This window comes from Sphingomonas sp. SAFR-052, from assembly GCF_051965015.1.
In the GTDB taxonomy this organism is placed as follows: Bacteria; Pseudomonadota; Alphaproteobacteria; order Sphingomonadales; family Sphingomonadaceae; genus Sphingomonas.
On sequence record NZ_JBQCMO010000001.1, the window covers coordinates 1 to 23,678 of the forward strand.

Here is a 23,678-nt window from a genome sequence, read left to right on the forward strand (position 1 = left end):
CCACCTACGCCCGGCAATGGCGGCGGAGACGACAATGCACTAACTAACATGCCGGACCACCCGCTGGGGGCTGTTCAGGTGCGCAGGGTCGCGAAACCATAGCGGAAGACACGGCCGGCGAAGGAGCGGAGCCGAAGCGCCGTCTCATGATGCCCGCGACGCTCGACCCGCTTCAGCACGTCGAGAAGCTCATGCGGGGTGATCGCCGCGATCGGACGCTTGGCGATGCCGTCGAGGAGTGCCAGGAACCAGCGCGCCTTCTTGATGGTGGCGGGGGAACGTCCCTCGCGCTCCATCTTCTCGATATATTCCCCGGCGACGAGCGCGAACGTCGTCTGCGCCGCCAGTTCGGCCTTCAGCCGCCGCTGGCGCTTCTCCTCGACGGGATCGATCCCGTCATCGAGTTCGGCCTTGGCCTCGTCGCGCTTCCGGCGCGCCTGCACCAAGGTGACATCGGGGAAACTGCCCAGCGATAATTTGCGCTCGATGCCGCAGCACCGGTAGCGAAAGCGCCAGAGCAGGGCGCCGGATGGCTGCACCAATAGATACAGGCCGTCCGAATCAGCCACCTTGTAGGGACGCTCTGCCGGTTTCAGCGCCCGGATCTGCACAACCGTAAGCATGGGGCCACGCCTCCTGCAACGTTCGTGGCTCCATGATTCGTGGCCCCTTTTGAGTGGGCCACGGCGGAACATAATGAGATTTCACGGGACCGCCGAGAGGCAGTTTACCGCAGATTTCTGCGGTTTTCCAGGTTTGTTCCGGGGACGTGGTGGTGCCGCTTACAGGACTCGAACCTGTGACCCCCGCATTACGAATGCGATGCTCTACCAACTGAGCTAAAGCGGCCCGGGACGGTTTGCCGTCTGGACGCGGGCGATTAGCAGTGGGGGGCGGGGGTGGCAAGTGGATTTCCGCTGGAAAGTGTGCCCATGCGCTTTACCGGACGTTTACCACGCGTGGTACACAAGGCGAGCGATCGGGCAGAAGGCCCATGGAGATCTGAATATGGATATCGTGGGTGGGTCTTCGGAGCGGGGGGATGGGGACCGGGAGGGTGTTGGTAGCGAAGTGGTCTCCGTCGGCACCGACGAGCGGCGGATGCATGTCCGCGCCTACAACTACTGGGTGTCGCTGCTGCAGGGGCGGCCGTGTCCGCTGATCGAGTCGCTCGACCCCGCGGGCATCGCCGATTTCGGACCCAATAGCGTCCTGCTCGACTTCACCGGCGGACAGGACGATGCCGAGATCCGGTTCCTCGGCCATGCCCTGCGCGAGGAAAGCGGCACCGATTCGTCGATCGTCCGCCTGTCGCAGGTACCGTCGCGATCGCTGCTGTCGCGGCTGACCGACCATTATCTGCAGATCATCGCCAACCGCGCGCCGATCGGGTTCGAGGCCGAATTCGTCGGCCATCGCGGCTTTCCGATGCTCTATCGCGGCATCCTGATGCCGTTCTCGTCGGACGGCGAGGCGATCGATTACCTGTACGGCGTCATCAACTGGAAGGAAGTGGTCGACGCCAGCGTCCAGTCGCAGCTGGCAGCCGAGCTGACCGAGGCGCGCCGCACCACTACCCCGCGCCGCAGCCCCGTCCTTGCCACCGCCGCCGCATGGGCCGACGGACCGAGCGCACCGATAGCGCCGACCCCGGCCGCCGCCCCCGCACCGACGTTGGCCGAGCAGCTGGTCGCGACGCGCCGCACGATCGAGGCGGCCCCGGCATCGCCCGATGCGCTGGCCGCCGCCTACGACTTCCTGATCGCCAGCGACCGCGACGCGGCCGGCTATGCGGCGATGCTGGCCGGCGCCGGGCTGACCGTCGATCCGCGCGCGCCGGTCGAGACGCTGGTCCGCCTGCTGTTCGGCACGCCGCACGAAGGCCATGCCCGCCTGCTCGCCCGCGCGCAGCGCGCCGGCGTGGGCGAGGGCGAGTTCGCCGAATGGAACGAACGCACCGGCGCCCGCCCGGCCGCCACGCCGAACGTGGTCGTGCCGGTCGCGCCGGGCGACGAACCCTATGTCGTGCTGCTGGCGCGCGCGGTCGATGCCGGATCGGTCGAGATCATCGGTCGGGTCCATGCCGATGCGGCGTTCGTCGAGACCGCGGTGCGCGATCTGGGATATTGAAGCGAGCGCGGCGCGGGCGACCGTGCGGCCATCGCCGACGCCGCGCGCGATCCGGTCCCCGAGCGCGGTGATCGCCTGAATGGCTGCCTGAGCGGGCGCGAGGGACCGATCGGCCGAGCCCGGTCGCCCCGACCGGCCCCGTTTCCGACGCTATCAGCGAACGGGTCGGCGTCCGGCAGGTCTTCGCCTGCCGGGGGTCGGCGCCGATTGCGGTACCTACAGGTCGGAGCAGCGGATACGTGTTCCCACCATCTCGACGCGCATGCGCTCGCCTGCGCGGCCGTCAAAAACACGGACGGTGCCATCCTTCAGTCCGAGGGTGAAACGAAGCGGCCCCTCCATCGTGCAAGGCGACGAACGGCACATATTTTCCACGCGTTCCCGCTCCCCCGGCGTATCGTCGACGGGGTCGAGCCTCATGCTGAACGAGGTGCTGCCCCCGGTCAGCCAACGCTGCCCGGCGGTCAACATTTGCAGGTCGATGGCGCGCCGCGTTCCAGCCACGCGCTTTTCCTTCATAGGCAGCTCGGCCGCCATGCGTTGACAGAAGGAAGGCGCGACCGGGGGTGATGCGGCCGACAGCGCCACGGGCGCGATGGACGCCCACAGCATTCCGATCATTTCTAGTATCCCGCTGCTGCCGGCCCGATCCTGCCGGGGTTTCCGATCAGCCGACGGGTACTTCGGCGAGGTTACACCTGCATGTCCGGAATGACCGGACGTTTGCAGGGTGGCTCGGGCGCCGGCCTCCGGTGGGCTGCGCTGGATATGCGGTCGAGGGGCGCGACGTTCGCAGCGGGGCTTGCCCTGCGCCGGAGTCCTGCTTCTTTCCGCAATCGTGCGAGAAGTGGGACCCCGGAGCCCGGGGGCGGCGGGAGGCGTGCTGCCGGTCCAGTCTACCGCACGGTTCCGGTCACCCTCACCCTTCCGCGGCTGCGCCGCTCCCTCCCTCTCCCGCCGGGAGAGGGAACAGCGACCGTCTTACCGCGCGAGCAGCACCCGGGCCTGCCCGGCGATCTGGGCGAGCATCGCGGCGCTGGCCACCGGGGCCTGGCGAGCGCGGTGGACGAGGGCGGCGAACTGGGCGACGCGGTCGCGGTTCGCGTCCAGCCATGCCTCGACCGCGGCCTGCGGGTCCTTGCCGGCGTTGCGGCCCAGGAAGTCGAAGCGCAGCTGCTGAAAATCGCGCGCGAGGCCGGCGATGAGCAGACGTTCCCACGGATCGCCGGTCTGGATGCGCGCCGCCACCGCCTGCGCCCAATCCAGTCCCAATGCGAAGCCCAAATGGGTGAAGGCGAGCGTCAGCCGCGTTTCGTCTAGCTTCAGGCGGCGGCCGAGATCGGCGAGGCCGACCGCGCCGTCGAGTTCGAACAGGCGCACGACCTGTCCGGCCAGTTCCTGCGGCGCGCCGGCATCCTGCAACACACCGGCGATGCGGTCGCGCTGTTGCGCGGCCTCGGCACGCAGCAGCGAGCTGGTCTGTCCGGCGAGGCTCGCCACCCCCTTTTGCAGATGCGCGACGGCGTGGGCGGGCATGGTGCCGGCAGGGAATGCGCGTAGCAGGTCGGCGATCTGCGAGCGCACCCCGACCGCGACCTCGTCGAGCAGGGCGATGCGGGCGCGTTCCGAAATGTCGGCGCCCTCGATCCGGTCGTAGAGCGCATCGATGTCGAACAGCCGTTCGGCGGCGACGAACATCGCGGCGATATCGGCCAGCGCCTCGCCCTCTTCCTCGGCCAGTTCATAGACGTGGAGCACGCCCAGCCGGTTGACGATCCGGTTGGCGAGCTTGGTCGCGACGATTTCGCCGCGCAGGCGATGGTCGAGGATCGCCTGCTTGTGGGTTTCCTGCATCTCGCGCGGGAAGGCGGCAAGCAGGTCGCCGGCCATGTCGGCATCGGTCGCGATCGGGGCGTGCTCGATCGCCTCCTGCAAGGCCAGCTTGACGCTGGCGAGCAGCACCGCGAGTTCGGGGCGGGTGAGGCCGCGGCCGTCCTGTGCGCGGCGGACATAGTCGTCGCTGGTCGCCAGCCCCTCCACCACGCGGTCGAGCTTGCCGGCGGCTTCGAGCAGTTCGATGACGCGGACATAGCTCGGCACCGCAACGGGCCCGTCATTCTCCATCACCGACAGCGCCAGCGTCTGAAGCCGGTTATCCTCCAGCACCAGATGCGCGACATCGTCGGTCATCCGGGCGAGCAGCGCGTTGCGATCGTCGATCGCGAGGCGCCCTTCGATCACTTCGCGGTTCAGCGCGATCTTGATGTTGACCTCGTTATCCGAACAATCGACGCCGGCCGAATTGTCGATGAAGTCGGTGTTGATCCGCCCACCGGCCATGCTGAACGCGATGCGCGCCGCCTGCGTCACGCCCAGGTTCGCGCCTTCGCCGATCGCCTTGGCACGCAGGCTCTGCGCATCGACGCGGATGCGGTCGTTGGCGGGATCGCCGACGTCGAGATGGCTTTCGGCACGGTCTTTCACATAGGTGCCGATGCCGCCGAACCAGATCAGGTCGACCGGCGCTTTGAGGATCGCGGAGATCAGCGCGCTCGGCTCCATCTCGCGCTCGGTCACGCCGAGCATTGCGCGGACCGGATCGGTGAGCGCGATGGTCTTGGCGGTGCGCGGAAACACGCCGCCGCCCGCCGAAATCAGCGAGGGATCGTAATCGGCCCAGCTCGACCGGGGCAGTGCGAACAGCCGGTCGCGTTCGGTCCAGCTGGCCGCCGCATCGGGTTCGGGATCGAGGAAGATGTGGCGGTGGTCGAACGCGGCCTTCAGCCGGATCGCCTTGGACAGCAGCATCCCGTTGCCGAACACGTCGCCCGACATGTCGCCGCACCCGACCACGTCGATCGCCTGTGTCTGCACGTCGACGCCGAGTTCGAGGAAATGGCGCTGGACCGAAATCCACGCGCCCTTGGCGGTTATGCCCATCGCCTTGTGGTCGTAACCGACGCTGCCGCCGCTGGCGAAGGCGTCGCCCAGCCAGAAGTTACGTTCGAGGGCGAGGGCGTTGGCGACGTCGCTGAACGTCGCGGTGCCCTTGTCCGCGGCGACGACGAAATAGGGGTCTTCGCCGTCATGGATGGTCACGCCCTGCGGATGCACGACCTTGCCATCGACGATATTGTCGGTGATCGACAGAAGCGAGCGGATGAAGATGCGGTAGCTCTCGGTCCCCTCGGCCAGCCACGCGTCGCGGTTCGACGGGGCGGGGAGCTGCTTGGGGTAGAAGCCGCCCTTGGCCCCGGTCGGCACGATCACCGCATTCTTGACGCGCTGCGCCTTCATCAGGCCCAGGATTTCGGTGCGGAAATCGTCGCGGCGGTCGGACCAGCGCAGGCCGCCGCGCGCGACCGGGCCGGCGCGCAGGTGGATGCCCTCGACCCTGGGCGAATAGACGAAGACCTCGCGCCACGGCAGCGGCTTGGGCAGGCCGGGGACCTTGGCACTGTCGAGCTTGAAGGCGAGCGCTTCGTTGGCGGCCGGAGCGAAGGCGTTGGTGCGCAGCGTGGCGGCGACGACACCGCGATAGCTGCGCAGGATGCGGTCGTCGTCGATCGCGGACACCGCATCGAGACCGGTTTCGATCGCGGCGTCGGCGGCGGCGATGCCGGCGTCGCGGTCGGAGCGCGAGGGATCGTGGGCGGCGTTGAACCGCTCGATCAGCGCGGTGGCGACGCCGGGCGCACGGCGCAGCGCGTCGACGGCAGTGGCGAGGCTGTAGCTCAATCCGGTCTGGCGCAGATAGCGGAACCACGCGCGCAGCAGGACGACGGCGACGGGGGCGATACCGGCCTCGACGGTCAGGCGGTTGAAGGCGTCGTTTTCGGCGCGGTTCTCCAGCACCGCCTCGATCGCGCGCTCGACCACGGCGACGTCGAATTTGGGGGCGTTGCCCGATGCGATCTCGACCTCGAAATCATGGATGAAGCTCTTTTCGTCATCCTCCAGCCGGGTCGGCAGTTCCTCGATCACGCGGAAACCGAAATTCTCGAACACCGGCACCGCATCCGACAGCGGCAGCGCGCCGCCGCGGCGATACACCTTGATCCGCATCCGTTCGCCGGGCGCCGACAGGATGCGCACCGAGCGCGACGTCGCATCGGTCAGCCCCGCCACGCGGACGATGTCGCGCGCCGCTTCGTCGGGGAGGTTGGAATTGCGATAGTTGTTGGGGAAGGCGTTGGCGAAGCGCAGCGCCATGCGCGTCGCCCCCTCGGGTGCGAGTTCGGCGAGCGCGCCTTCGACCGCGGCGCGCCAGCCGCGCACCATGCGTTCGATACGCCGGTCGAGCTCGGCGGCTTCGGGCATCCGCCCGTCCTGGCGCAGGTCGAGGACGTAGCGGATCAGCGCCGCTTCGCCATCCTCCATCGCGATCGACCAGTTGAGGATCGAGGCGTTGGCCGCCTGTGCCAGCATGTCGCCGATCGCGAGGCGGCGCTGCGTCGTCACATCGTCGCGGCCGAGCCAGACGAAGGCGAAGAGATGCCGCCCCAGTGCCGAGCGGATCAGCACCAGCCGCGAGCGCGGGCGATCGGCGACCGACATGGCGGTCAGCGCCAGCTGCTCCAGCGCCTCCGGGCTGAAGGCGGTGGTCAGGTCGTGCGGCAGCGTCGAGATGGCGTGGTTCAGCGCTTTGCCCGCATGGCCCGACGGGTCGAAGCCGAATTTGGCGCGCAATTCCGCCAGGTTCCGGCGCAGCACCGGCACCTCGGCCGGATCGGCCTGCAACGCGGCGCTGGTCCACAGCCCGCCATGGATCGACACGCCGGTCACCATGTCCCCTTCGACCACCGGCACCAGCACCAGATCGACCGGGGCGCGGCGATGGACGGTCGAGATGCAGTTGGATTTGAGCAGCAGCGGCTGGCGGTTGCCGGCATCGAACCATTCGATCGCGCGCTGGCGCGATGCGTCGGCGAGCAGCGGCACCTCCAGCCGCGCGCGCGACAGGCCGAGGCGTTCGCCGACCACGCCGTCGCGCGACCATGTCTCATGCGCCAATTGCGTCAGGTTGCCCGCCACGAACCAGTTGAGCAGCGCCGCATCCTCGGCGGTGTCGGCATGCGCGGTCAGCCGCGCGGCATCGGCCTGCATCGCCGCCTGCATCGCCCGCCAGTCGGCGACGGCGGCGCGGACATGGTCGAGATTGCGTTCGATCTCGGCGACCAGCGCGTGGCGCACGCGGGCATCGGCGCGCTCCATTTCGATATAGATCATCGATTCGCGGCGACCCTCGCCCGCGAGATCGGTGAGCGTCCCTGCCGCGTCGCGGGTAACCGGCACGACCGGGTGGAGGATGCGGTCGATGGCAATATCGTGGGCGACGATGGTGCTGGCGATCGAATCGACCAGGAACGGCATGTCGTCGTTGATGACCGCCAGCCGCATCCGCCGTGCCTCGCCCCGGCTGAGCGTCTCCAGCGCGACGCTGACCGTGCCGGGCGAGCGGTGCGCAGCGGTCGCCGCCACGAACTGCGCGGCATCGGCGCGGGCCGCGCCGTCCAGACCTTCGATTTCGCCGGGGAGCGCACTGTCGACCAGCAGCGTTTCCAGGGGGCGGGCAAGCTTGGCTTTTGGTGTCATGCCCGGGCTATGCGACTCCTTGTTGGCCGGCTCAACCCTTGTGGCACATGCGAACAAAATTTCGCAATGCGGCAATTATATTACTCGTGCCCTGCCGATCCCGGTTTACGGTGGTTTGGTAGCGATCACATCCAGATCAGCCGCAATATCGCCATCGAACGACTTGCATTCCGCAAGATTAGGGCGCCTGATGTCGATCGATCCCGTTGCACGGGCAAGTGGAGCATAGCAATATGAAACGCTGTTTACTGTTCGTTGCTTGTGCCGGTGCGGCGATCGCTGTCGCTGCCCCCGCTGATGCCCAGCTGACCGCGCCGGTCCGCAACGGCGACACCACCATTACCGTCACCGGCCGCAGTACGAACGCGCAGAAGGTCGACGGGAAGAAGATCGAGATGAGCGGCTGGCGGATGGCGGAAACGCCGCACGTCGCAGTGTTCAGCCAGGGCGACGAGAAGCGGCTGCGCGCGACCGCGCACAATTTGGAAAAGCTGCATTTTCTGCTGTCGGCGCTGCTGGGGCGGGTCGATCAGCCCGACAACACGATCAAGATTTCGGTGACGATCATTGGCGATGCGGCGGAGTTCGAGCATCTGCGGCTGACCGATTCGCGCTGGCAATATGGTCCGTACCCGCACGAGTTCGCGCAGACGATCTATTACGATCCGCGTCCGGAAGGCCCGGTGCTGGCCACGACCGAGACGGGGCTGAACCTGATCCTGCGCCCGTCAACGGGTCGAGCTACAAGCCGAAATTGCGGTGGTGATGACGACAACCCGATTTCAGGCAACTTCCCTGTCTTACGCCCTTCCGGTGAGAGTATTGCCCGCGGCAGCCTGCAACCAGACACCGCAGAATATCTGTCATGGTTCGCGGTGAATGAGATTACAGTATGTCAGACTGCCGAATCTCGCCTGTATAGTGGCTTCGCCCAAAATTATCTGATGACCTATTTCCCGGCCGCCTATCCGCGCTGGTTCGTGCAGGGGTTCGGCGAACTCTTCTCGACCATCGTCGCCGGGGACACCTCGATCGATTACGGCCGGCGTCCCGAAGGCTTCTTCAAGGTCATGGACCGGTTCGGCGAATATCCGATCAAGCATGTCTTCGACGGCCGCTACCTGACCGGCGAGGGGCGGGCGTGGACCCCCTATCACGCATGGCGAATGGTCCATTTCCTGTATTTCAACGACACGTGGAAACCGCGGCTCGAACAATATCTCGCCGCGGTCGCCGGCGGGGCTGATCCGAAGCGCGCCGCGAGCGTCTTCGGCAAGCCCGCCGACCTGCAACGCGCGGTCATGCTGTTTCGCGGCAGCAAGGCGCCGTTCGACCGCGTCACCTTTCCCGCCGATCGCATCGCCGAACCGACCATCCGCCGGCTGACCCGTGCCGAGGCGGGGCTGATCCGTGGGCGGCTGGAAATGGGAGCGCGGATCGACGTGCCCGACAGCGGCCCGAAGCGCGACGCGGCGCTGGCGCGGCGCACGGCGTGGCTGGAGCGGCTGCGCGGCAACGCGACCCGCTTTCCCGACCTGATCGAGAATCAACTCCTGCTGGCCGAGGCCGAGTGTCGCGCGGGCAATCCGGCCGAATGCCTGGCTGCTGCCGACCGTGCGCTGGCCCAGTCGCCCGCCGATACCAATGCGATGGTGTGGAAGGGGACCGCGCTGACCCAGCTGGCGATGCGCGCGCCCGCGAACGAGCGGCGCCAGCGGTTGGACGAGGCGCGCGGGTTCATCGTCAAGGCGAACCGGCAGGACCCCGACGGCATCCTGCCGCTGATCGCCTATTACAACAGTTTCGAGGTTGCCGGCGACCGCGCCACCGATGTCGCGGTGGGCGGGCTGTACAAGGTGGTGCAGGCGGCGCCCGCTGCGCCGGAACCGCGGTTGAAGCTGGGCGAGGAACTGGTCGCGCGCGATATCGACGACGAGGCGCGCAGCACGCTGTTGCCGGTGGCGAAGGGACCGTTCGAGACACCCGAGCAGGCGGCGGCGGCGGCGTTGTTGCCGAAGGTGAGCGGGCGGTAGGGTTCTGGGTTTACGGCGACTGCGGGGTGTGGTCGGCAGGGGGAAGCCGTCCGTGTTGAAAGTGCCCTCGTGCGGGCGAAGCAGATGCGAACGTCCTCTACCTATCCCCGACCCCGCCGTACCCCCGCGGAGGCGGGGGTCCAGAGCCCAGCAAACTAAGGCTTGCGTCTGTGGCCCTGGGTCCCGGCCTTCGCGGGGATACGGTGCGGCGGATTTTTGTGAAGGTATCGCGCAAGGGGGCTAGGATACTGGGCGCTACGGGTTGTACTGTTGGGCTCCAAGCCCCCGCCTGACCCACAGCAACGCCGCCCGAATAAAGAAGGCAATTGTCTGATATGCCGTCCCGCGGTAAGGGCGTGACAACGTTGTCGGCAGCAAGCCGGTGGCGGCGGGGAGAGCGGCGATGCGCGGATGGGCGGTGGCACTGGCATCATGGGCGCTGGTCGCGGGGGCGGCGGCGTCGGCGGCGCCGGGCGAGGCGCCGCGGATCGAGAGCCGGGGTGGCCGCCATGCGCTGATAGTCGATGGTGCGCCCTTCCTGATGCTCGGCATCCAGGCCAATAACTCGAGCAACTATCCCGCGATGCTGCCGCAGGTATGGCCGATGGTCGAACGACTGCATGCCAATACGCTGGAGATCCCGGTCGCATGGGAGCAGATCGAGCCGGTCGAAGGACAGTTCGATTTCAGCTATCTCGACGCGCTGTTGCCGCAGGCGCGCGAGCGCGGCGTCAAGCTTGTGCTGCTGTGGTTCGGGACGTGGAAGAATACCTCGCCCGGATACGTCCCGGCATGGGTGAAGCGCGACAATGCCCGCTTTCCCAGGATGCGGACCAAGGACGGCAAGACGCATTATGCGCTGTCGCCGCATGGGCAGGCGACGTTCGAAGCGGACCGGAAGGCGTTCGTCGCGCTGATGCGCTATCTGAAGGAGCATGACCCCGACCACAGCGTCATCATGGTCCAGCCGGAGAATGAGACCGGGGTGTATCAGCAGGCGCGCGATTATTCGCCCGAGGCCAACCGGTTGTTCGCCGGCGCCGTGCCGCACGAGTTGGCGAAGCAGACCGGCAAGCGCGGGAACTGGAGCCAAGTCTATGGCGACAATGCCGAACCGGCGTTCAACGCCTGGTACACCGCGCGCTATATCGACCGGATCGCCGCGGCGGGGAAGGCGGTGTGGAAGCTGCCCATGTATGTCAACGCGGCGGTCGGCGGTCCGTTCGCGCCGCCGGGCAAGTCGGGGGGCGCGAGCGGCGGTCCCGACTGGCAGGTGATCGACGTGTGGAAGGCGGCGGCGCCGAACATCGATGCGGTCGCGCCCGACCTCTATACCCGCAGCGCCAAGGATTATCTGAAGTTCCTCGATCATTATGCGCGCCCCGACAATGCGCTGCTGGTGCCCGAGACCGGCAATGCCGCCGATTTCGCCCGCTTCCTGTGGCCGACGCTGGGGCGTGGCGGGATCGGCTGGGCGCCGTTCGGGATGGACGACACCGGCTATTCCAACCATCCGCTGGGCGCGGTGACGCTGGACGAGGCGACGCTGGATGCGTTTGCGCGACCCTATGCGTTCCTGAAACCGATGGCGCGCGGCTGGGCGAAACTCGCCTATGCCAACGCCGGCTGGGGCACGGCCAAGGACGCGCCGGAGGCCGAGCAGAGCAAGGTCCTGGGCCGATGGCGGGTGTCGGCCAAATATGGCGAATGGCAGTTCGGATCGATGGATTCGCCGTGGCTGAAGGCCGCCCCACCACCGAGCGCCACCCAGCCGGTCGGCGGCATGGCGGTGCTGCAACTGGCGGCCGACCAGTTCCTGGTCACCGGCACCGACATCCGCGTCAACATCGACCTAGCCGACAAGAGCAAGGGCGAGACCGCGATGTTCATCAAGGTCGAGGAAGGGACGCTGGCCGATGACGGCCGCTTCGTGGCGCGCCGGGTGATGAACGGCGACCAGACCGATTATGGATTGAACTTTACCGCGCGGCCGATGCTGCTGCGCGTGACGATGGGGACGTATCGCTGATGAAGACGCTTCGCTGGACGCTGTTGTCGCTTGCCCTGTCGGTATCCATGCCGGCGCTGGCCGCCGAGGTGGCGAAGGTGCCGGGCGGCGTCGTCGTGACCCCCGATGCTGGGCCGGCCAAGCGGGTGCGGGTGCTGGTCTATGGTCCCGACCGGTTCCGGGTGACGGCGGTGCCGGACGCAACGCTCGACACGCCCGACAGCCTGATGGTGACCGCCAAGCCCGAAGGTGCCTTCACGGTGCGTGAGACGCCGAAGATGGTCGTGGTCAAGACCGCCGGGGGCTCGGCCGAGATCGACACCGATGACGGGCAGGTCCGCTTCCGCGATGCCGCCGGCAAGCTGACGCTGGAGGAAGCGCCGCGCGCCGCCTTTACGCCGCGCAGCGCCGGGGGCGAGCAGTTCGTGTCGATCCGACAGCAGTTCAACCGCGGGACCGACGAAGGATTCTACGGTCTGGGCCAGCATCAGAACCGGCAGATGAATTATAATGGCGAGGACGTCGAACTCGCCCAGCACAATATGGACATCGGCATCCCGTTCGTCGTGTCGACGAAGAATTACGGCGTGTTGTGGGACAATAACGGCATCACCCGCTTCGGCAATCCGCAGCCCTACAAGCTGGTCGGCGAGGGAATGCAGGTCAGCTCGGGCGGGCAGGCCGGGTGGCAGGCGCAATATTATCTGGGCGACAAGCTGGCGGTGACGCGGCGCGAGCGCACGATCAACTATCAGTTCATCAAGGATCAGGCGAACTGGCCGGCCGAGGCCAAGGCACAGACCGTCGCCGCGACCACCGGACAGAATACCGCCGGCAATGCGGTGCAGGCGCAGAAGGTAGTGTGGACCGGCACCGTCATGCCGAGCGCTACGGGGGGCCAGAAATTCCGCCTCTATTCGTCGAGCTATGTGAAGGTGTTCGTCGACGGCAAGGAGGTGCTGAACCGCTGGCGGCAGAACTGGAATCCGTGGTTCCATAATTTCGATCTGCCGATGACCGCCGGCAAGGCCGCCGAGGTCCGGATCGAGTGGGAGCCGAATGCCGGCTATATCGCGCTGTTCCAGAACGATCCGCTGCCGGAGGCCGACCGCCATTCGCTATGGTGGTCGTCCGACGTTGCCCATGCGCTCGATTATTATTATGTCGGCGGCCAGAATATGGACGGCGTCATCGCCGGCTATCGCGCGCTGACCGGGAAGGCGGCGCTGATGCCGCGCTGGGCCTATGGCTTTTGGCAGAGCCGCCAGCGCTACAATACCCAGGCCGAGGTCGAGGGGGTGGTCGCTGAATATCGCAAGCGTGGCCTGCCGCTCGACAATATCGTGCAGGACTGGTTCTATTGGCCCGAGGATCAATGGGGCTGCCATTGCTTCGACCCGGCACGCTTCCCGCAGCCGCAGAAGATGGTCGAGACCGTCCACGGACAGAATGCGCGGATCATGATTTCGGTGTGGCCGAAATTCTATCCGAACACCAAGAATGCCGAGGAACTGAACGCCAAGGGCTATCTGTACCAGGGCAATCTGATCGCGAAGGAACGCGACTGGGTCGGCAAGGGCTATTTCAACACCTTCTACGATCCCTATGCGCCCGAAGCGCGCAGCATCTATTTCCGGCAGATGAAGGACGCGCTGGTCGACAAGGGCTTCGACGCGTGGTGGATGGATGCGACCGAGCCGGACATCCATTCGAACCTGTCGATCGAACAGCGCATCGAGCGGATGGGACCGACCGCGCAGGGGCCGGCGGAGGAATTCTTCAACAGCTATCCGCTGATCCATGCCGAGGGGGTCGCCGATGGCCTGCGCGTCGCCAAGCCGAATGTGCGGCCGTTCATTCTGACCCGGTCGGGCTATGGCGGCATCCAGCGCGCCAGTGCGGCGCTGTGGTCGGGCGACGTCGCGTCGCGGTGGGACGATCTACGCGATCAGATTTCGGCGGGCGTCAATCTGTCGATGTCGGGTGTGCCCAATTGGACGCATGATATCGGCGGCTTCGCGGTCGAGGATCGCTATGCGAAGAAGGACCCGGCGCATCTGGCCGAATGGAAGGAACTGAACCTGCGCTGGTTCCAGTTCGGTGCGTTCAGCCCGCTGTTCCGCAGCCATGGCGAGACGCCGTATCGCGAAATCTATGAACTGGGTGCCAGCGATCCGGCGCTGTACGATGCGCTCGCGAAGTACGACCGGCTGCGCTACCGACTGCTGCCGTACATCACCTCGCTAGCGGCGGAGACGTGGCACCGCGACGGGACGATGATGCGCGGACTGGCGATGGACTTCACCGCCGATCGCAAGAGCTGGGGCGTCGACGACGAATATATGTTCGGGTCGGCGTTCCTGGTGGCGCCGGTGACGCAGTATCGCGCGACCAGCCGTTCGGTCTATCTGCCGGCCGGGGCCGACTGGTACGACTTCACGACCGGTGCGTATCTGAAGGGTGGACAGACGATCACCGCCGCCGCGCCGATGGCAGTGCTGCCGCTCTTTGTCCGCGCCGGATCGATCGTCCCGACCGGGGCGGCGGTGCAGTCGACCGCTGAGAAGCTCGACGCGCCCTATGTGCTGCACGTCTTTACCGGCAGGGACGGCGCGTACACGCTGTTCGAGGATGACGGCCTTTCCGAAGGCTATCGCAAGGGGCAGTCGTCGCAGATTCCGCTAACGTGGAACGAGGCGACGAAGACGCTGACGATCGGCGCGCGCAAGGGCAGTTTCCCGGGCATGACGGCGAAGCGGGCGATGTCGGTGCGCTTCCATGTGCCGGGGACGGCGGTGGCGCCGGACTTTGCCGACAATCCGGCGACGGCGTTCGTGTATGACGGGCGGGAGAAGACGGTGCCGCTTCGGTAACGTCCGTATCCCCGCGCAGGCGGGGATCCAGGGTTCCAAGCGCCAACGGTGCATTGCTTGGCTCTGGGCCCCCGCCTACGCGGGGGTACCGTGGCGAATGTTGGTGGAGAGGTTGTATGGCGGACGCAAAGCGGGTGGCATTCGGGACGCTGGACGGCGCTCCCGCCGAGGCGATCGAAGTCCGTGCGGGTAAGCTGTCGGCGCGCATCCTGCCGTTCGGGGCGACGTTGCAATCGCTGTGCGTGCCCGATCGTGGCGGGGTGGTGGCCGATATCGTGCTGGGGTTCGACGACGTCCAATCCTATCGCGACCGGCCGTCCTGGTTCGGGGTGACGGTCGGGCGCTATGCCAACCGGATCGCGGGTGGGCGCTTCAGCCTCGACGGCCAAAGCTACGACCTCGAAACCAACAACGCGCCCAACCATCTGCACGGCGGATCGGACGGGTTCGACCAGCGGCTGTGGGACGTCGCCGAGATCGGCAGCGACGACGACGCGGCATGGGTCCGCCTGACGCTGACCAGCCCCGATGGCGATGCCGGCTATCCGGGGACGGTGCAGGCAGGCGCAACCTATCGCCTGACGTCGCAGGCGCTGACGATCGAATATGACGCGACGACCGATGCGCCGACGATCGTCAACCTGACCAACCATGCCTTTTTCGACCTGAGCGGGCGTGGCGAGGCGCTACGCCATCTGCTGACGATCGAGGCGGATGCAATTCTGCCGGTCGATGCGACATCGATCCCGACTGGCGAGCAGCGCGCGGTGGCGGGGACGCCGTTCGATTTCCGCACCCCCCATGCGATCGGCGAGCGGGTGCGCGACGGGCGCGACGACCAGATCGCGATCGGACGCGGCTACGACCATAATTTCATCGTGCGCGGCGAGCCGGGGACGCTGCGCCCCGCCGCAACGCTGACCGATCCGGAGTCGGGGCGGACGATGACCCTGTCGATCACAGCGCCTGGGCTGCAACTCTATTCGGGCAATTTCCTGGGCGGGGCGGAGCCGGGCAAGGGCGGGCGGCTGTACCGGCAGGGCGATGCCGTGTGTCTGGAGCCGCAAGCCTATCCCGACACGCCGAACCGGCCGGAATTCCCATCCGCACGGCTCGATCCGGGCCAGCGGTGGAACAGCATTATACGGTTTGCGTTCTCCACCGACTGATCGAACCGTACCGCGCTGCGACGACCGTTTGTTGCGCGGCGCACAACCGTGCTTGACGAAAACGTTTGCGTTTGCGAACGGCTTTAATCCTATGAAGCACCCCCTTCTCCTCGCCGCCACCGCTGCGGCCTTCGCCCTTTCGGCCTGCGGTCAGTCGCAGCCGGAGCAGCTCGACACGCGCGCGCCCGATCCGCTGGCATCGCAGCTCGCCAACCGTGCGCCGGTGGAACTGCCCCCGCCCGTCAAGGCGAGCGTGACGTTCCGCTGCAAGGACAACAGCCTCGTCTATGTCGACTTCTTCGAAGGCGACACGCAGGCGAATTTCCGCACCAAGCAGGGCGAAATGCCCGTCCGCCTGAAGGCCGAGGAAACGGGCAAGCCGCTGACCGCCGAGGGCGGGTACAGCCTGACCGGCACCCCGAAGTCGATCACCCTGACCCAGCCGGGCAAGGCGGCGCAGGCCTGCAACGCCTGATGCGATTACCGATCGCGGCTCCCTTCCGGGCCGCTGTCGTGACATATGCCTGACGGCCGGCGGAGCGATCCGCCGGCCGTTTTCTTGTGGGGTGCACCGCGCGCGATCAGCTCTGTGATCTTCATCCAACCCGTGTCGCGCCGACCGTCATCCCAGCGAAGGCTGGGATCTCCGCGTGATAGCGCGGGGCAGGTGCCGCGCGAGGCCCCAGCCTTCGCTGGGGCGACGTTTCGTTGCGACCGGGTGTAGGGCGCCAGCCGACGCTATCCTCAATATTTCACCCGCGTCGCGCGCAGCTTGTAGCGCTTGAGCGCGTCCTGCACGCTGCCGGTGCCGGCCAGATGTCCCGCGCCGACCGCGACGAAGACCGTGCCGGGGCGCTTCATCCGTTCCTCGATCCACTTGGCCCAGCGGGCATTGCGATCGGTCAGCAGGACGCGGCGCAGTTCGGGCGAGACGGTCATGTCCTCGTTCATCGTCGCGGCGAGCGCGGCGGGATCGCCCTTCGCCCATTGATCGACCATCTTGTCGATCTGTTCGCCGGCGGTCGGCAGTTCCTTGATCGTTTCGCTCAGGAACGTGACCTGCGCAGCGTCGGACAGCGTGTCGAAGAAGCCGAATTGCTGTTCGAGCGTCTCGAGGCCGGTAACCGGTTTGCCTGCGACCTTCGCCGCCTGCGAAATCGTCTGTTCGGCACCGCTTTGCGGGTCATAGCCCTGCTTTTGCAGCGTCACCAGCGTCAGCGTCGAGGCGGCGAACCACGGATCGAGCTGTTCGAGCGCCCCCGCCGGCAGCCCGGCATCGGCGACCGCCTTGGCATAGGCATCGCGTTCGGCGGCGGGGAGTTTTTCGCTCAGCTTCGGGCCGGTCACGTTGACCGCCGACTTCATCACCGCCGCCTGCGCCTGTTCCGGTGTCGGCATCGGGATTTCGAGCACGACCTCGTTCGATTTGTCGAAGGCGGTCTTCACCGCTTCGTCGAACCACGACAGGCCGGGTTTCAGGACGTGGATCGTCCCGAACAGATAGATCGTCGTGTCCTTGTCCTTGACCACCCACAAGGCCGGATCGGCGTCGCGCGACGTCGCGGCGGCGGTGTCGGTCGTGGTCTCGGCGGCTGGGGCCGGTGCGGTCTGCGCCATGGCGGGCAGGGCGGTCATCAGGCTGAACGCGGCGCCGAAGCGCAGCAGGATCGAGGACATCGGCGTCTCCACAGGGCCGGCGGACCGGCGGTGCCGCCTGCATAGCAGCGGCCGCTCCCATGCGACAGGCCGCAGGAACGGACGCGGCAGACGCTTCGTTCAACGATCCTCTCCGCCCGATAACAGGGCTTTGCCGGGATCTCCGCTATGCCGAACACCACCGCCGCCCCCGATCGTCCGGATAGGGGGGAGCATGCGATCGGACCGATCGCGGCACGTCTGGCGGTGGAGGTCGGCAAACGCCCGGTGCTGTTCGTGGCGAGCGACGAGACGCGCGCCGCCGCGATCGCCGCGGCGCTGGCGGCGCTCGCGCCGGGGGCGGATGTCGTGCATCTGCCCGTCAGCGATGCCTTGCCCGGAGACGATGCGCCGGCCTCGCCCGGCAATGCCGGCGCACGGGTCGCGGCGCTGCGGCGGTTGCGCATGGCGTCGGTGACGAAGCGGCGCGTCGCGTGTATCACCGCGCCTGAGGCTACCGCGCTGCGTATCGCGACGCCCGAAGATTTCGATGCCGCACCGCCGGTGCTGCGGATCGGCGATGCGATCGACATGGCCGACTTCGCCGATCGCGCGGTCGAACTGGGCTATGTTGTCGACGACCGGGTCGACGAACCGGGCGAGGTCGCGGTGCGCGGCGGCGTGGTCGACATATTTCCGGCCGATGCGATCTGCCCGATCCGCGTGACGGTGGCGGACGGCGCAATCACGACGATCCGCAGCTATGATCCGGTGACGCAGCGCGGCGATGCCGATCTGGGTGAGGTGACGATCGGTCGCGCCGCCGAGCCGGTGACGACCAAGGGCGTGTCCCTGCTCGACCATCTGCCGGGTGCAGCGGTGGCGATGGACGGCGATGCCGAGCGGCGGCGGGCACGGTTCCTCGACCTCGCCGAAGACGCGACGCGGCGGCGGCGGCGCGATGCGGCGACGCTGGTCGACCGGCAGGCGTGGGAGGCGTTGCTCAAGCAGCGCGACCGGATCGACCTGCCCAACGATGAACCGGCACCGCCGCGCTTCGTCACCAACCGCGCGCCCGCCCGCGCGTTCGGCAAGTTCGTGCGCGAGGTGCTGGACGGCGGGCGGCTGGTGCTGGCCGGCAGTCCCCGCGACCTGCGCTTCCTGCGCAAGCGGCTGGCGACGCTCGGCCGGACTGAGCCGGTTACGATCGACGCATGGGAGGAAGCGGTCCGCGCCGAACCGGGCAGCGCGATGCTGCTGACCGCACCGATCGATCGCGGCTTCGTGGCGGACGGGGTGACGGTGGTGACCGGGGGCGACCTGCTGGGCGGACGGGCACGCGGCGACGAGCTGGCGGCGGCGAGCGCCAATCCGCTGTTCGCCGAAGCTGGCGAGCTGCGCGTCGGCGACGTGATCGTCCACGAGGATTTCGGCATCGGCCGCATCGTCGGGCTGGAGCAGTTGCCGGGCGAAGAGGCCGGCGACGCGATCGTGCTCGAATATGCCAAGGGCGCGCGGCGGCTGGTGCCGGTGATGGAGGCGGACCGCATCTGGCGCTATGGCGCGGACGGTGATGCGGTGACGCTCGATGCCCTCGACGGGTCGAGCTGGCAGAAGCGGCGCGGTGCGATCGACGCAGCGATCGCCGAGAGCGCGCGCGAACTGGCGGCGATCGCGGCGGCGCGCGACGCGATCGAGGTGGCGCCGATCGAGGTCGATATCGCCGCCTATGAACGCTTCGCCGCGGGCTTTCCGTTCACCGAGACCCCCGATCAGGCGCGCGCGATTGCCGCGGCGCGTGCCGATCTGGCGGCGGGCCGGCCGATGGACCGGCTGGTGATCGGCGATGTCGGCTATGGCAAGACCGAGGTCGCGCTGCGTGCCGCCGCGATCGTCGCGCTGTCGGGGCGGCAGGTCGCCATCGCCGCACCGACGACGGTGCTGGTCCGCCAGCATGTCGAAACCTTCCATCGCCGCTTCGACGGGACGGGGATCGAGGTCGCCGGACTCTCCCGCCTGTCCGATGCGGCGGAGAAGAAGCGGGTCAAGGCGGGCCTTGCCGACGGATCGATCGGCGTGGTGATCGGGACGCAGGCGGTGGCGGGCAAGGGCGTCGAATATCACGACCTTGCGCTGGTGGTGATCGACGAGGAACAGCGCTTCGGTGCCAAGGACAAGGCGCGCTTACGCGAACTTGCCGACCATGTCATGACGCTGTCGGCGACGCCGATCCCGCGCACGTTGCAAAGCGCGCTGATCGGGTTGCAGCAACTCTCGGTGCTGGCCACCCCACCGGCGCTGCGCCAGCCGATCCGAACGGCGGTGACCGAATTCGACGAGGTGACGGTGCGCACCGCATTGCTGCGCGAACGCACGCGCGGCGGGCAGAGCTTCGTCGTCGTGCCGCGGATCGAGGATATCGAACCGCTCGAGGCACGGCTGCGCAAGCTGGCGCCCGAACTGACGCTGACCGTCGCGCACGGCAAGATGCCCGCGGCGGAGATCGACGCGGCGATGGTCGGCTTCGCGAACGGCGAGGGCGACGTGCTGCTCGCGACCAACATCATTGAGGCGGGGCTGGACGTGCCGCGCGCCAATACGATGATCGTCCATCATGCCGACCGGTTCGGCCTGTCGCAGCTGCACCAACTGCGCGGGCGGGTCGGGCGCGGCGGGCGGCGCGGACAGATATTGCTGCTGACCGACCCCGATCATGCCATCGCCGAGGCGACGCTGAAGCGGTTGCGGACCTTGCAGGCGTTCGACCGGCTGGGCGCGGGCTTCGCGATCAGTGCGCGCGACCTCGACCTGCGCGGGGCGGGCGATCTGGTCGGCGAGGCGCAGGCCGGGCATATGAAGCTGATCGGCATCGATCTGTACCAGTATCTGCTCGGCCGTGCGCTGCGCGCGGCACGCGGCGAGGTGGTCGACCGGGTGGTGCCCGAACTGCATCTAGGCATCGCCGGGCGGCTGCCCGAGACGTGGATCCCCGAGACCGAGATGCGGCTGGTGCTCTATGCCCGTCTGGCGCGGATCGAGGAGGAGGGCGTGCTCGATGCGTTCGAGGAGGAGTTGGAAGACCGGTTCGGCGCCCTGCCCGAAGAAGCGCGGCTGTTGATCGATCTGGCGCGGATCCGGTTGCTGGCGCAGGCGGCGGCGGTGGCGAAGGTCGATGCCGGCCCCGCCGCCATCGCGCTGACGCCGCAGGGCGGGGGCGCGGTGCCCGATGTCGACGGACTGACCGAAAAGAACGGGCGGTGGATCGTGCCGGCGCGGATCGACGACGCCGGCGAACGGTTGACAAAGGTGCGCGACGTGCTGGAGACGGTGGCGGCCTGAAAACCGCTGGCGTCGGTGCCGATCCTGGCGGATGTTGCGGGGATGAAAGCGATCTTCATCACCGGCGGCGGGTCGGGCATCGGGCGGGCGGTGGCGCAACTGTTTGCCGCGCGCGGCTGGCGGATCGGGCTGGCCGACGTGAATGCCGCCGGGCTGGCGGAGACGGCGGCATTGTTGCCGGGCGGCGCGGCGACGTTCGTGTTCGACGTGACCGATCGCGCCGCATGGGATGCGCCGCTTGTGGACTTCGCCGGGGCTGGCGGAATCGACGTGCTGTTCAACAATGCCGGGATCGCCGCGGGCGGGGTGTTTAACGAGATGACGCCCGCCGCGATCGAGCGGACGATCGCCGTCAACCTGACCGGGGTGATCCACGGCGCGCATGCGGTGCATGCCCTTCTGAAGGCGAGCGGCGGCTGCCTGCTCAACACCGCGTCGGCGGCAGGGATTTACGGGACGGCGGGGGCGGCGGTCTATTCGGCGACCAAGTTCGGGGTGCGCGGGCTGACCGAGGCGCTGGACGGCGAATGGGCGGCGGACGACATCCGCGTGCGATCGCTGATGCCGGGGTTCATCGATACGCCGCTGCTCGACGCCTCACTCGCCGGCACGAACTACAACGTCCGGCAACAGGTGCGCGCGGCGGGGCTGGAGTTCACGCCGGTCGAGGTGGTGGCGCAGGCGGCGTGGGATGCGGTCCATGGCGATGCGGTCCACACGCCGGTCGGCCCGACGGCCAAGCGGATGCGCTTCGCCGCGCGGTGGCTGCCGGGTAAGCTACGGCAGCAGATGCGGCGGCGGTAGGGTTTGATCGCAACGCTGACCGTTCGTCCTGAGTAGCCATTGAGCTTGTCGAAATGGCGTATCGAAGGACCGTTGGTGGCAGGTGCTTCGATACGGGTCTTCGACTTCGCTAAGCCCCCACTCAGCACGAACGGGGTAGGGCGCCGGTCACTCGACCAGCGCGTCGATCGCCTGCGCCATGTCGATGTCGCGGTCGGACAGCCCGCCCGCATCATGGGTGGTAAGCAGAATGTCGACGCGGTTGTAGACGTTTGACCATTCGGGATGATGATCGGCCTTTTCGGCCAGCAGCGCCACCTGCGTCATGAACGCGAACGCCTGCGAGAAATTGTCGAAGGTGAAGCTGCGCACGATCGCGTCGCGCCCCGCATCATGGTCCCAGTCGGGCAGGCCATCCAGCGCATCGGCGCGTTCGGCTTGGCTCAGCGGTTCCATCGTCCCTCCCTTGTCTCCCGATGGCGATGGCCTATTGCTTGGGCCATGTCCGATCAAGCGCGAACCGCCCCGAGTGCCGCCGAGATGGAAATGCTCGCGCGCGCGGCGCTCGCCCGCATTCCCGAACCGTTCGCCAGCCACCTGTCCGACATCGTCCTGCTGGTCGAGGAATTCGCCGATGACGAGACGCTGGCGGCGATGGAGATGGAGCCGTACGAGCTGACCGGCCTGTATCATGGCAGCCCGATCGGCGAGAAATCGATGTTCGACGGGATGCGGCTGCCCGATCGCATCCATCTGTATCGCCAGCCGCTGCTCGCCGAATGGTGCGAGACCGGCGTCGATCTGGGCGACCTGATCCGGCATGTCGTGGTGCATGAGGTCGGCCATCATTTCGGCCTGTCCGACGACGATATGCACGCGCTGGAAGCGGCGGATTGAGCCTGCTGACGTTCGATCGTGTAAGCGGCGCGCGGGGACGGCGAATGCTGTTCGCCGACCTGTCGTTCGATCTGGGGGCAGGCGACGCGCTGTTGGTGCAGGGGCCGAACGGCGTCGGCAAGTCGACGCTGGTTCGGATCGCCGCCGGGCTGTTGCCGCCCGCTGCCGGCAGCGTCACGCGCGACGGGGTGGTGGCGCTGTTGAGCGAGGCGGCGGCGCTCGACCCGCAACTGCCGCTCGCCGAAGCGCTGGGCTTCTGGGCCGGCCTGGACGGCGCGCGGGGGCGGGTGGCGGCGGCGCTGGCGGCGATGGGGATCGATACGCTGGCCGAGGTGCCGGTGCGGATGCTGTCGACCGGGCAGCGACGGCGGGCGGCACTCGCCAGGGTAATCGCCGGCGGCGCGCCGCTGTGGCTGCTCGACGAGCCGGCCAATGGGCTGGATACGGCGTCGCTCGAACGGCTGGAGGCGGCGATCGCGGTGCAGCGTGCCGCGGGCGGGGCGGTGCTGGTCGCCAGCCATGTGCCGGTGGCGCTGCCGGGCGCGCAAGTGGTGACGCTGTGACCCCGCTGATCGTCCGCGAATTGCGGATCGCGTGGAGCGGGGGCGGGTTGCTGCTACCGGTCGCGTTCTTTCTGCTGGTGGCGACGCTGTTTCCGTTTGCGATCGGGCCCGATGCCGCGTTGCTGGCGCGGATCGGCGGCGGGGTGGCGTGGGCGGCGGCGCTGCTCGCGGCGCTGCTGCCGATCGAGCGGCTGGTCGCGCCCGATGTCGATAGCGGCTTGGTCGACCAGCTGGTCGTGCGCGGGTGGAGCGACAGCGGCATCGCACTGGCCAAGACGATCGGCCACTGGCTGGGCTTCGCGCCCGCCGTGATGATGGCGGCGGGGCTGTCGGCGGCGTTGCTGGGGATCGATGCGCCCACGCTGCTGCTGCTGGAGGCGGGGTTGCTGATCGGCACGCCGGGGCTGGCGGCGCTGAGCGTCGCGACAGCGGCGCTGGTCGCAGGACTGCGCGGCGGCGGGGCGGTGGCGGGGCTGGTCATGCTGCCGCTGGCGTTGCCGATCGTGATCTTCGGCGCGGGGGCGCTGGCGGGCGGCGTGGGGGCGATGAAGCTGCTGGCGGCGACCAGCCTGTTGCTCTGCGTCGGCGGCCCGATCGTGGCGGGAGCGGCGATGCGGATCGGCCGAACCTGAAAATCCTCCCCGTGCCGGGGA

General features: G+C 67.8%; 16 protein-coding genes and 1 tRNA gene. 11 read left to right on the forward strand and 6 right to left on the reverse strand.

Annotated elements, in window-relative coordinates; genetic code table 11:
• Nucleotides 1–74: 74 nt before the first annotated feature.
• Together ACTHQV_RS00005 and ACTHQV_RS00010 are read right to left on the reverse strand one after the other, a co-directional pair.
• The gene (locus ACTHQV_RS00005; protein WP_440487723.1) at nt 75–623 is read right to left on the reverse strand and encodes a tyrosine-type recombinase/integrase; all 549 of its coding nucleotides are present in this window, start codon (nt 621–623) and stop codon (nt 75–77) included.
• A 150-nt stretch (nt 624–773) separates the two neighbouring features.
• Nucleotides 774–849 (reverse strand) — tRNA-Thr (locus tag ACTHQV_RS00010).
• A 222-nt stretch (nt 850–1,071) separates the two neighbouring features.
• Here ACTHQV_RS00010 and ACTHQV_RS00015 point away from each other — a divergent pair.
• A complete protein-coding gene (locus ACTHQV_RS00015) occupies nt 1,072–2,130 on the forward strand; it encodes a PAS domain-containing protein (RefSeq protein WP_440487724.1) in 1,059 nt (352 codons plus the stop codon).
• Nucleotides 2,131–2,346: 216 nt separating this feature from the next.
• Here the strand turns inward: ACTHQV_RS00015 and ACTHQV_RS00020 are convergent, their stop codons facing one another.
• Both ACTHQV_RS00020 and ACTHQV_RS00025 read right to left on the reverse strand, forming a co-directional pair.
• Nucleotides 2,347–2,751, reverse strand: a complete 405-nt coding sequence (locus tag ACTHQV_RS00020; protein WP_440487725.1) for a hypothetical protein — start codon at nt 2,749–2,751, stop codon at nt 2,347–2,349.
• A gap of 360 nt (nt 2,752–3,111) precedes the next feature.
• Nucleotides 3,112–7,725 (reverse strand): NAD-glutamate dehydrogenase domain-containing protein, encoded by a 4,614-nt coding sequence (locus tag ACTHQV_RS00025; RefSeq protein ID WP_440487726.1) that lies wholly within the window; start codon nt 7,723–7,725, stop codon nt 3,112–3,114.
• 233 nt (nt 7,726–7,958) lie between these two features.
• Here ACTHQV_RS00025 and ACTHQV_RS00030 point away from each other — a divergent pair, with 233 nt between their 5' ends.
• From ACTHQV_RS00030 to ACTHQV_RS00050, 5 genes are all read left to right on the forward strand, one after another.
• The gene (locus tag ACTHQV_RS00030) at nt 7,959–9,758 is read left to right on the forward strand and encodes a tetratricopeptide repeat protein (protein WP_440487727.1); all 1,800 of its coding nucleotides are present in this window, start codon (nt 7,959–7,961) and stop codon (nt 9,756–9,758) included.
• Between the two features lie 403 nt (nt 9,759–10,161).
• Entirely contained in the window at nt 10,162–11,787 is a 1,626-nt protein-coding gene (locus ACTHQV_RS00035) for a DUF5597 domain-containing protein (protein WP_440487728.1), read from the forward strand.
• Nucleotides 11,787–14,639 (forward strand): TIM-barrel domain-containing protein, encoded by a 2,853-nt coding sequence (locus tag ACTHQV_RS00040; protein ID WP_440487729.1) that lies wholly within the window; start codon nt 11,787–11,789, stop codon nt 14,637–14,639. Before ACTHQV_RS00035 ends, ACTHQV_RS00040 begins: the two co-directional genes overlap by 1 nt.
• Before the next feature lie 116 nt (nt 14,640–14,755).
• Complete coding sequence (locus ACTHQV_RS00045) at nt 14,756–15,808, forward strand: aldose epimerase family protein (RefSeq protein ID WP_440487730.1); 1,053 nt, start codon at nt 14,756–14,758, stop codon at nt 15,806–15,808.
• A gap of 91 nt (nt 15,809–15,899) precedes the next feature.
• Nucleotides 15,900–16,283 (forward strand): hypothetical protein, encoded by a 384-nt coding sequence (locus tag ACTHQV_RS00050; RefSeq protein WP_440487731.1) that lies wholly within the window; start codon nt 15,900–15,902, stop codon nt 16,281–16,283.
• A gap of 269 nt (nt 16,284–16,552) precedes the next feature.
• Here ACTHQV_RS00050 and ACTHQV_RS00055 read toward each other — a convergent pair whose 3' ends face one another.
• Entirely contained in the window at nt 16,553–17,485 is a 933-nt protein-coding gene (locus tag ACTHQV_RS00055; RefSeq protein ID WP_440487732.1) for a TraB/GumN family protein, read from the reverse strand.
• 147 nt (nt 17,486–17,632) lie between these two features.
• Between ACTHQV_RS00055 and ACTHQV_RS00060 the strand changes: the two genes are divergently transcribed.
• Nucleotides 17,633–20,782: a helicase-related protein gene (locus ACTHQV_RS00060; RefSeq protein WP_440487733.1), complete on the forward strand. Its 3,150-nt coding sequence runs from the start codon at nt 17,633–17,635 to the stop codon at nt 20,780–20,782.
• Nucleotides 20,783–20,824: 42 nt separating this feature from the next.
• The gene (locus ACTHQV_RS00065) at nt 20,825–21,586 is read left to right on the forward strand and encodes an SDR family oxidoreductase (RefSeq protein ID WP_440487734.1); all 762 of its coding nucleotides are present in this window, start codon (nt 20,825–20,827) and stop codon (nt 21,584–21,586) included.
• A 147-nt stretch (nt 21,587–21,733) separates the two neighbouring features.
• Here the strand turns inward: ACTHQV_RS00065 and ACTHQV_RS00070 are convergent, their stop codons facing one another.
• Nucleotides 21,734–22,021 carry a 4a-hydroxytetrahydrobiopterin dehydratase gene (locus ACTHQV_RS00070; protein WP_056456550.1) on the reverse strand — a complete coding sequence of 96 codons (288 nt, stop codon included), beginning with the start codon at nt 22,019–22,021 and terminating at the stop codon, nt 21,734–21,736.
• Nucleotides 22,022–22,066: 45 nt separating this feature from the next.
• Here ACTHQV_RS00070 and ACTHQV_RS00075 point away from each other — a divergent pair, with 45 nt between their 5' ends.
• From ACTHQV_RS00075 to ACTHQV_RS00085, 3 genes are read left to right on the forward strand one after another with little or no spacing between them, the layout of a single operon-like run.
• The gene (locus ACTHQV_RS00075; RefSeq protein ID WP_440487735.1) at nt 22,067–22,462 is read left to right on the forward strand and encodes a metallopeptidase family protein; all 396 of its coding nucleotides are present in this window, start codon (nt 22,067–22,069) and stop codon (nt 22,460–22,462) included.
• The gene (gene ccmA, locus ACTHQV_RS00080) at nt 22,459–23,025 is read left to right on the forward strand and encodes a heme ABC exporter ATP-binding protein CcmA (RefSeq protein ID WP_440487736.1); all 567 of its coding nucleotides are present in this window, start codon (nt 22,459–22,461) and stop codon (nt 23,023–23,025) included. The genes ACTHQV_RS00075 and ccmA overlap by 4 nt, the downstream gene beginning before the upstream one ends.
• The gene (locus ACTHQV_RS00085) at nt 23,022–23,657 is read left to right on the forward strand and encodes a heme exporter protein CcmB (RefSeq protein WP_440487737.1); all 636 of its coding nucleotides are present in this window, start codon (nt 23,022–23,024) and stop codon (nt 23,655–23,657) included. Before ccmA ends, ACTHQV_RS00085 begins: the two co-directional genes overlap by 4 nt.
• Nucleotides 23,658–23,678 lie beyond the last annotated feature (21 nt).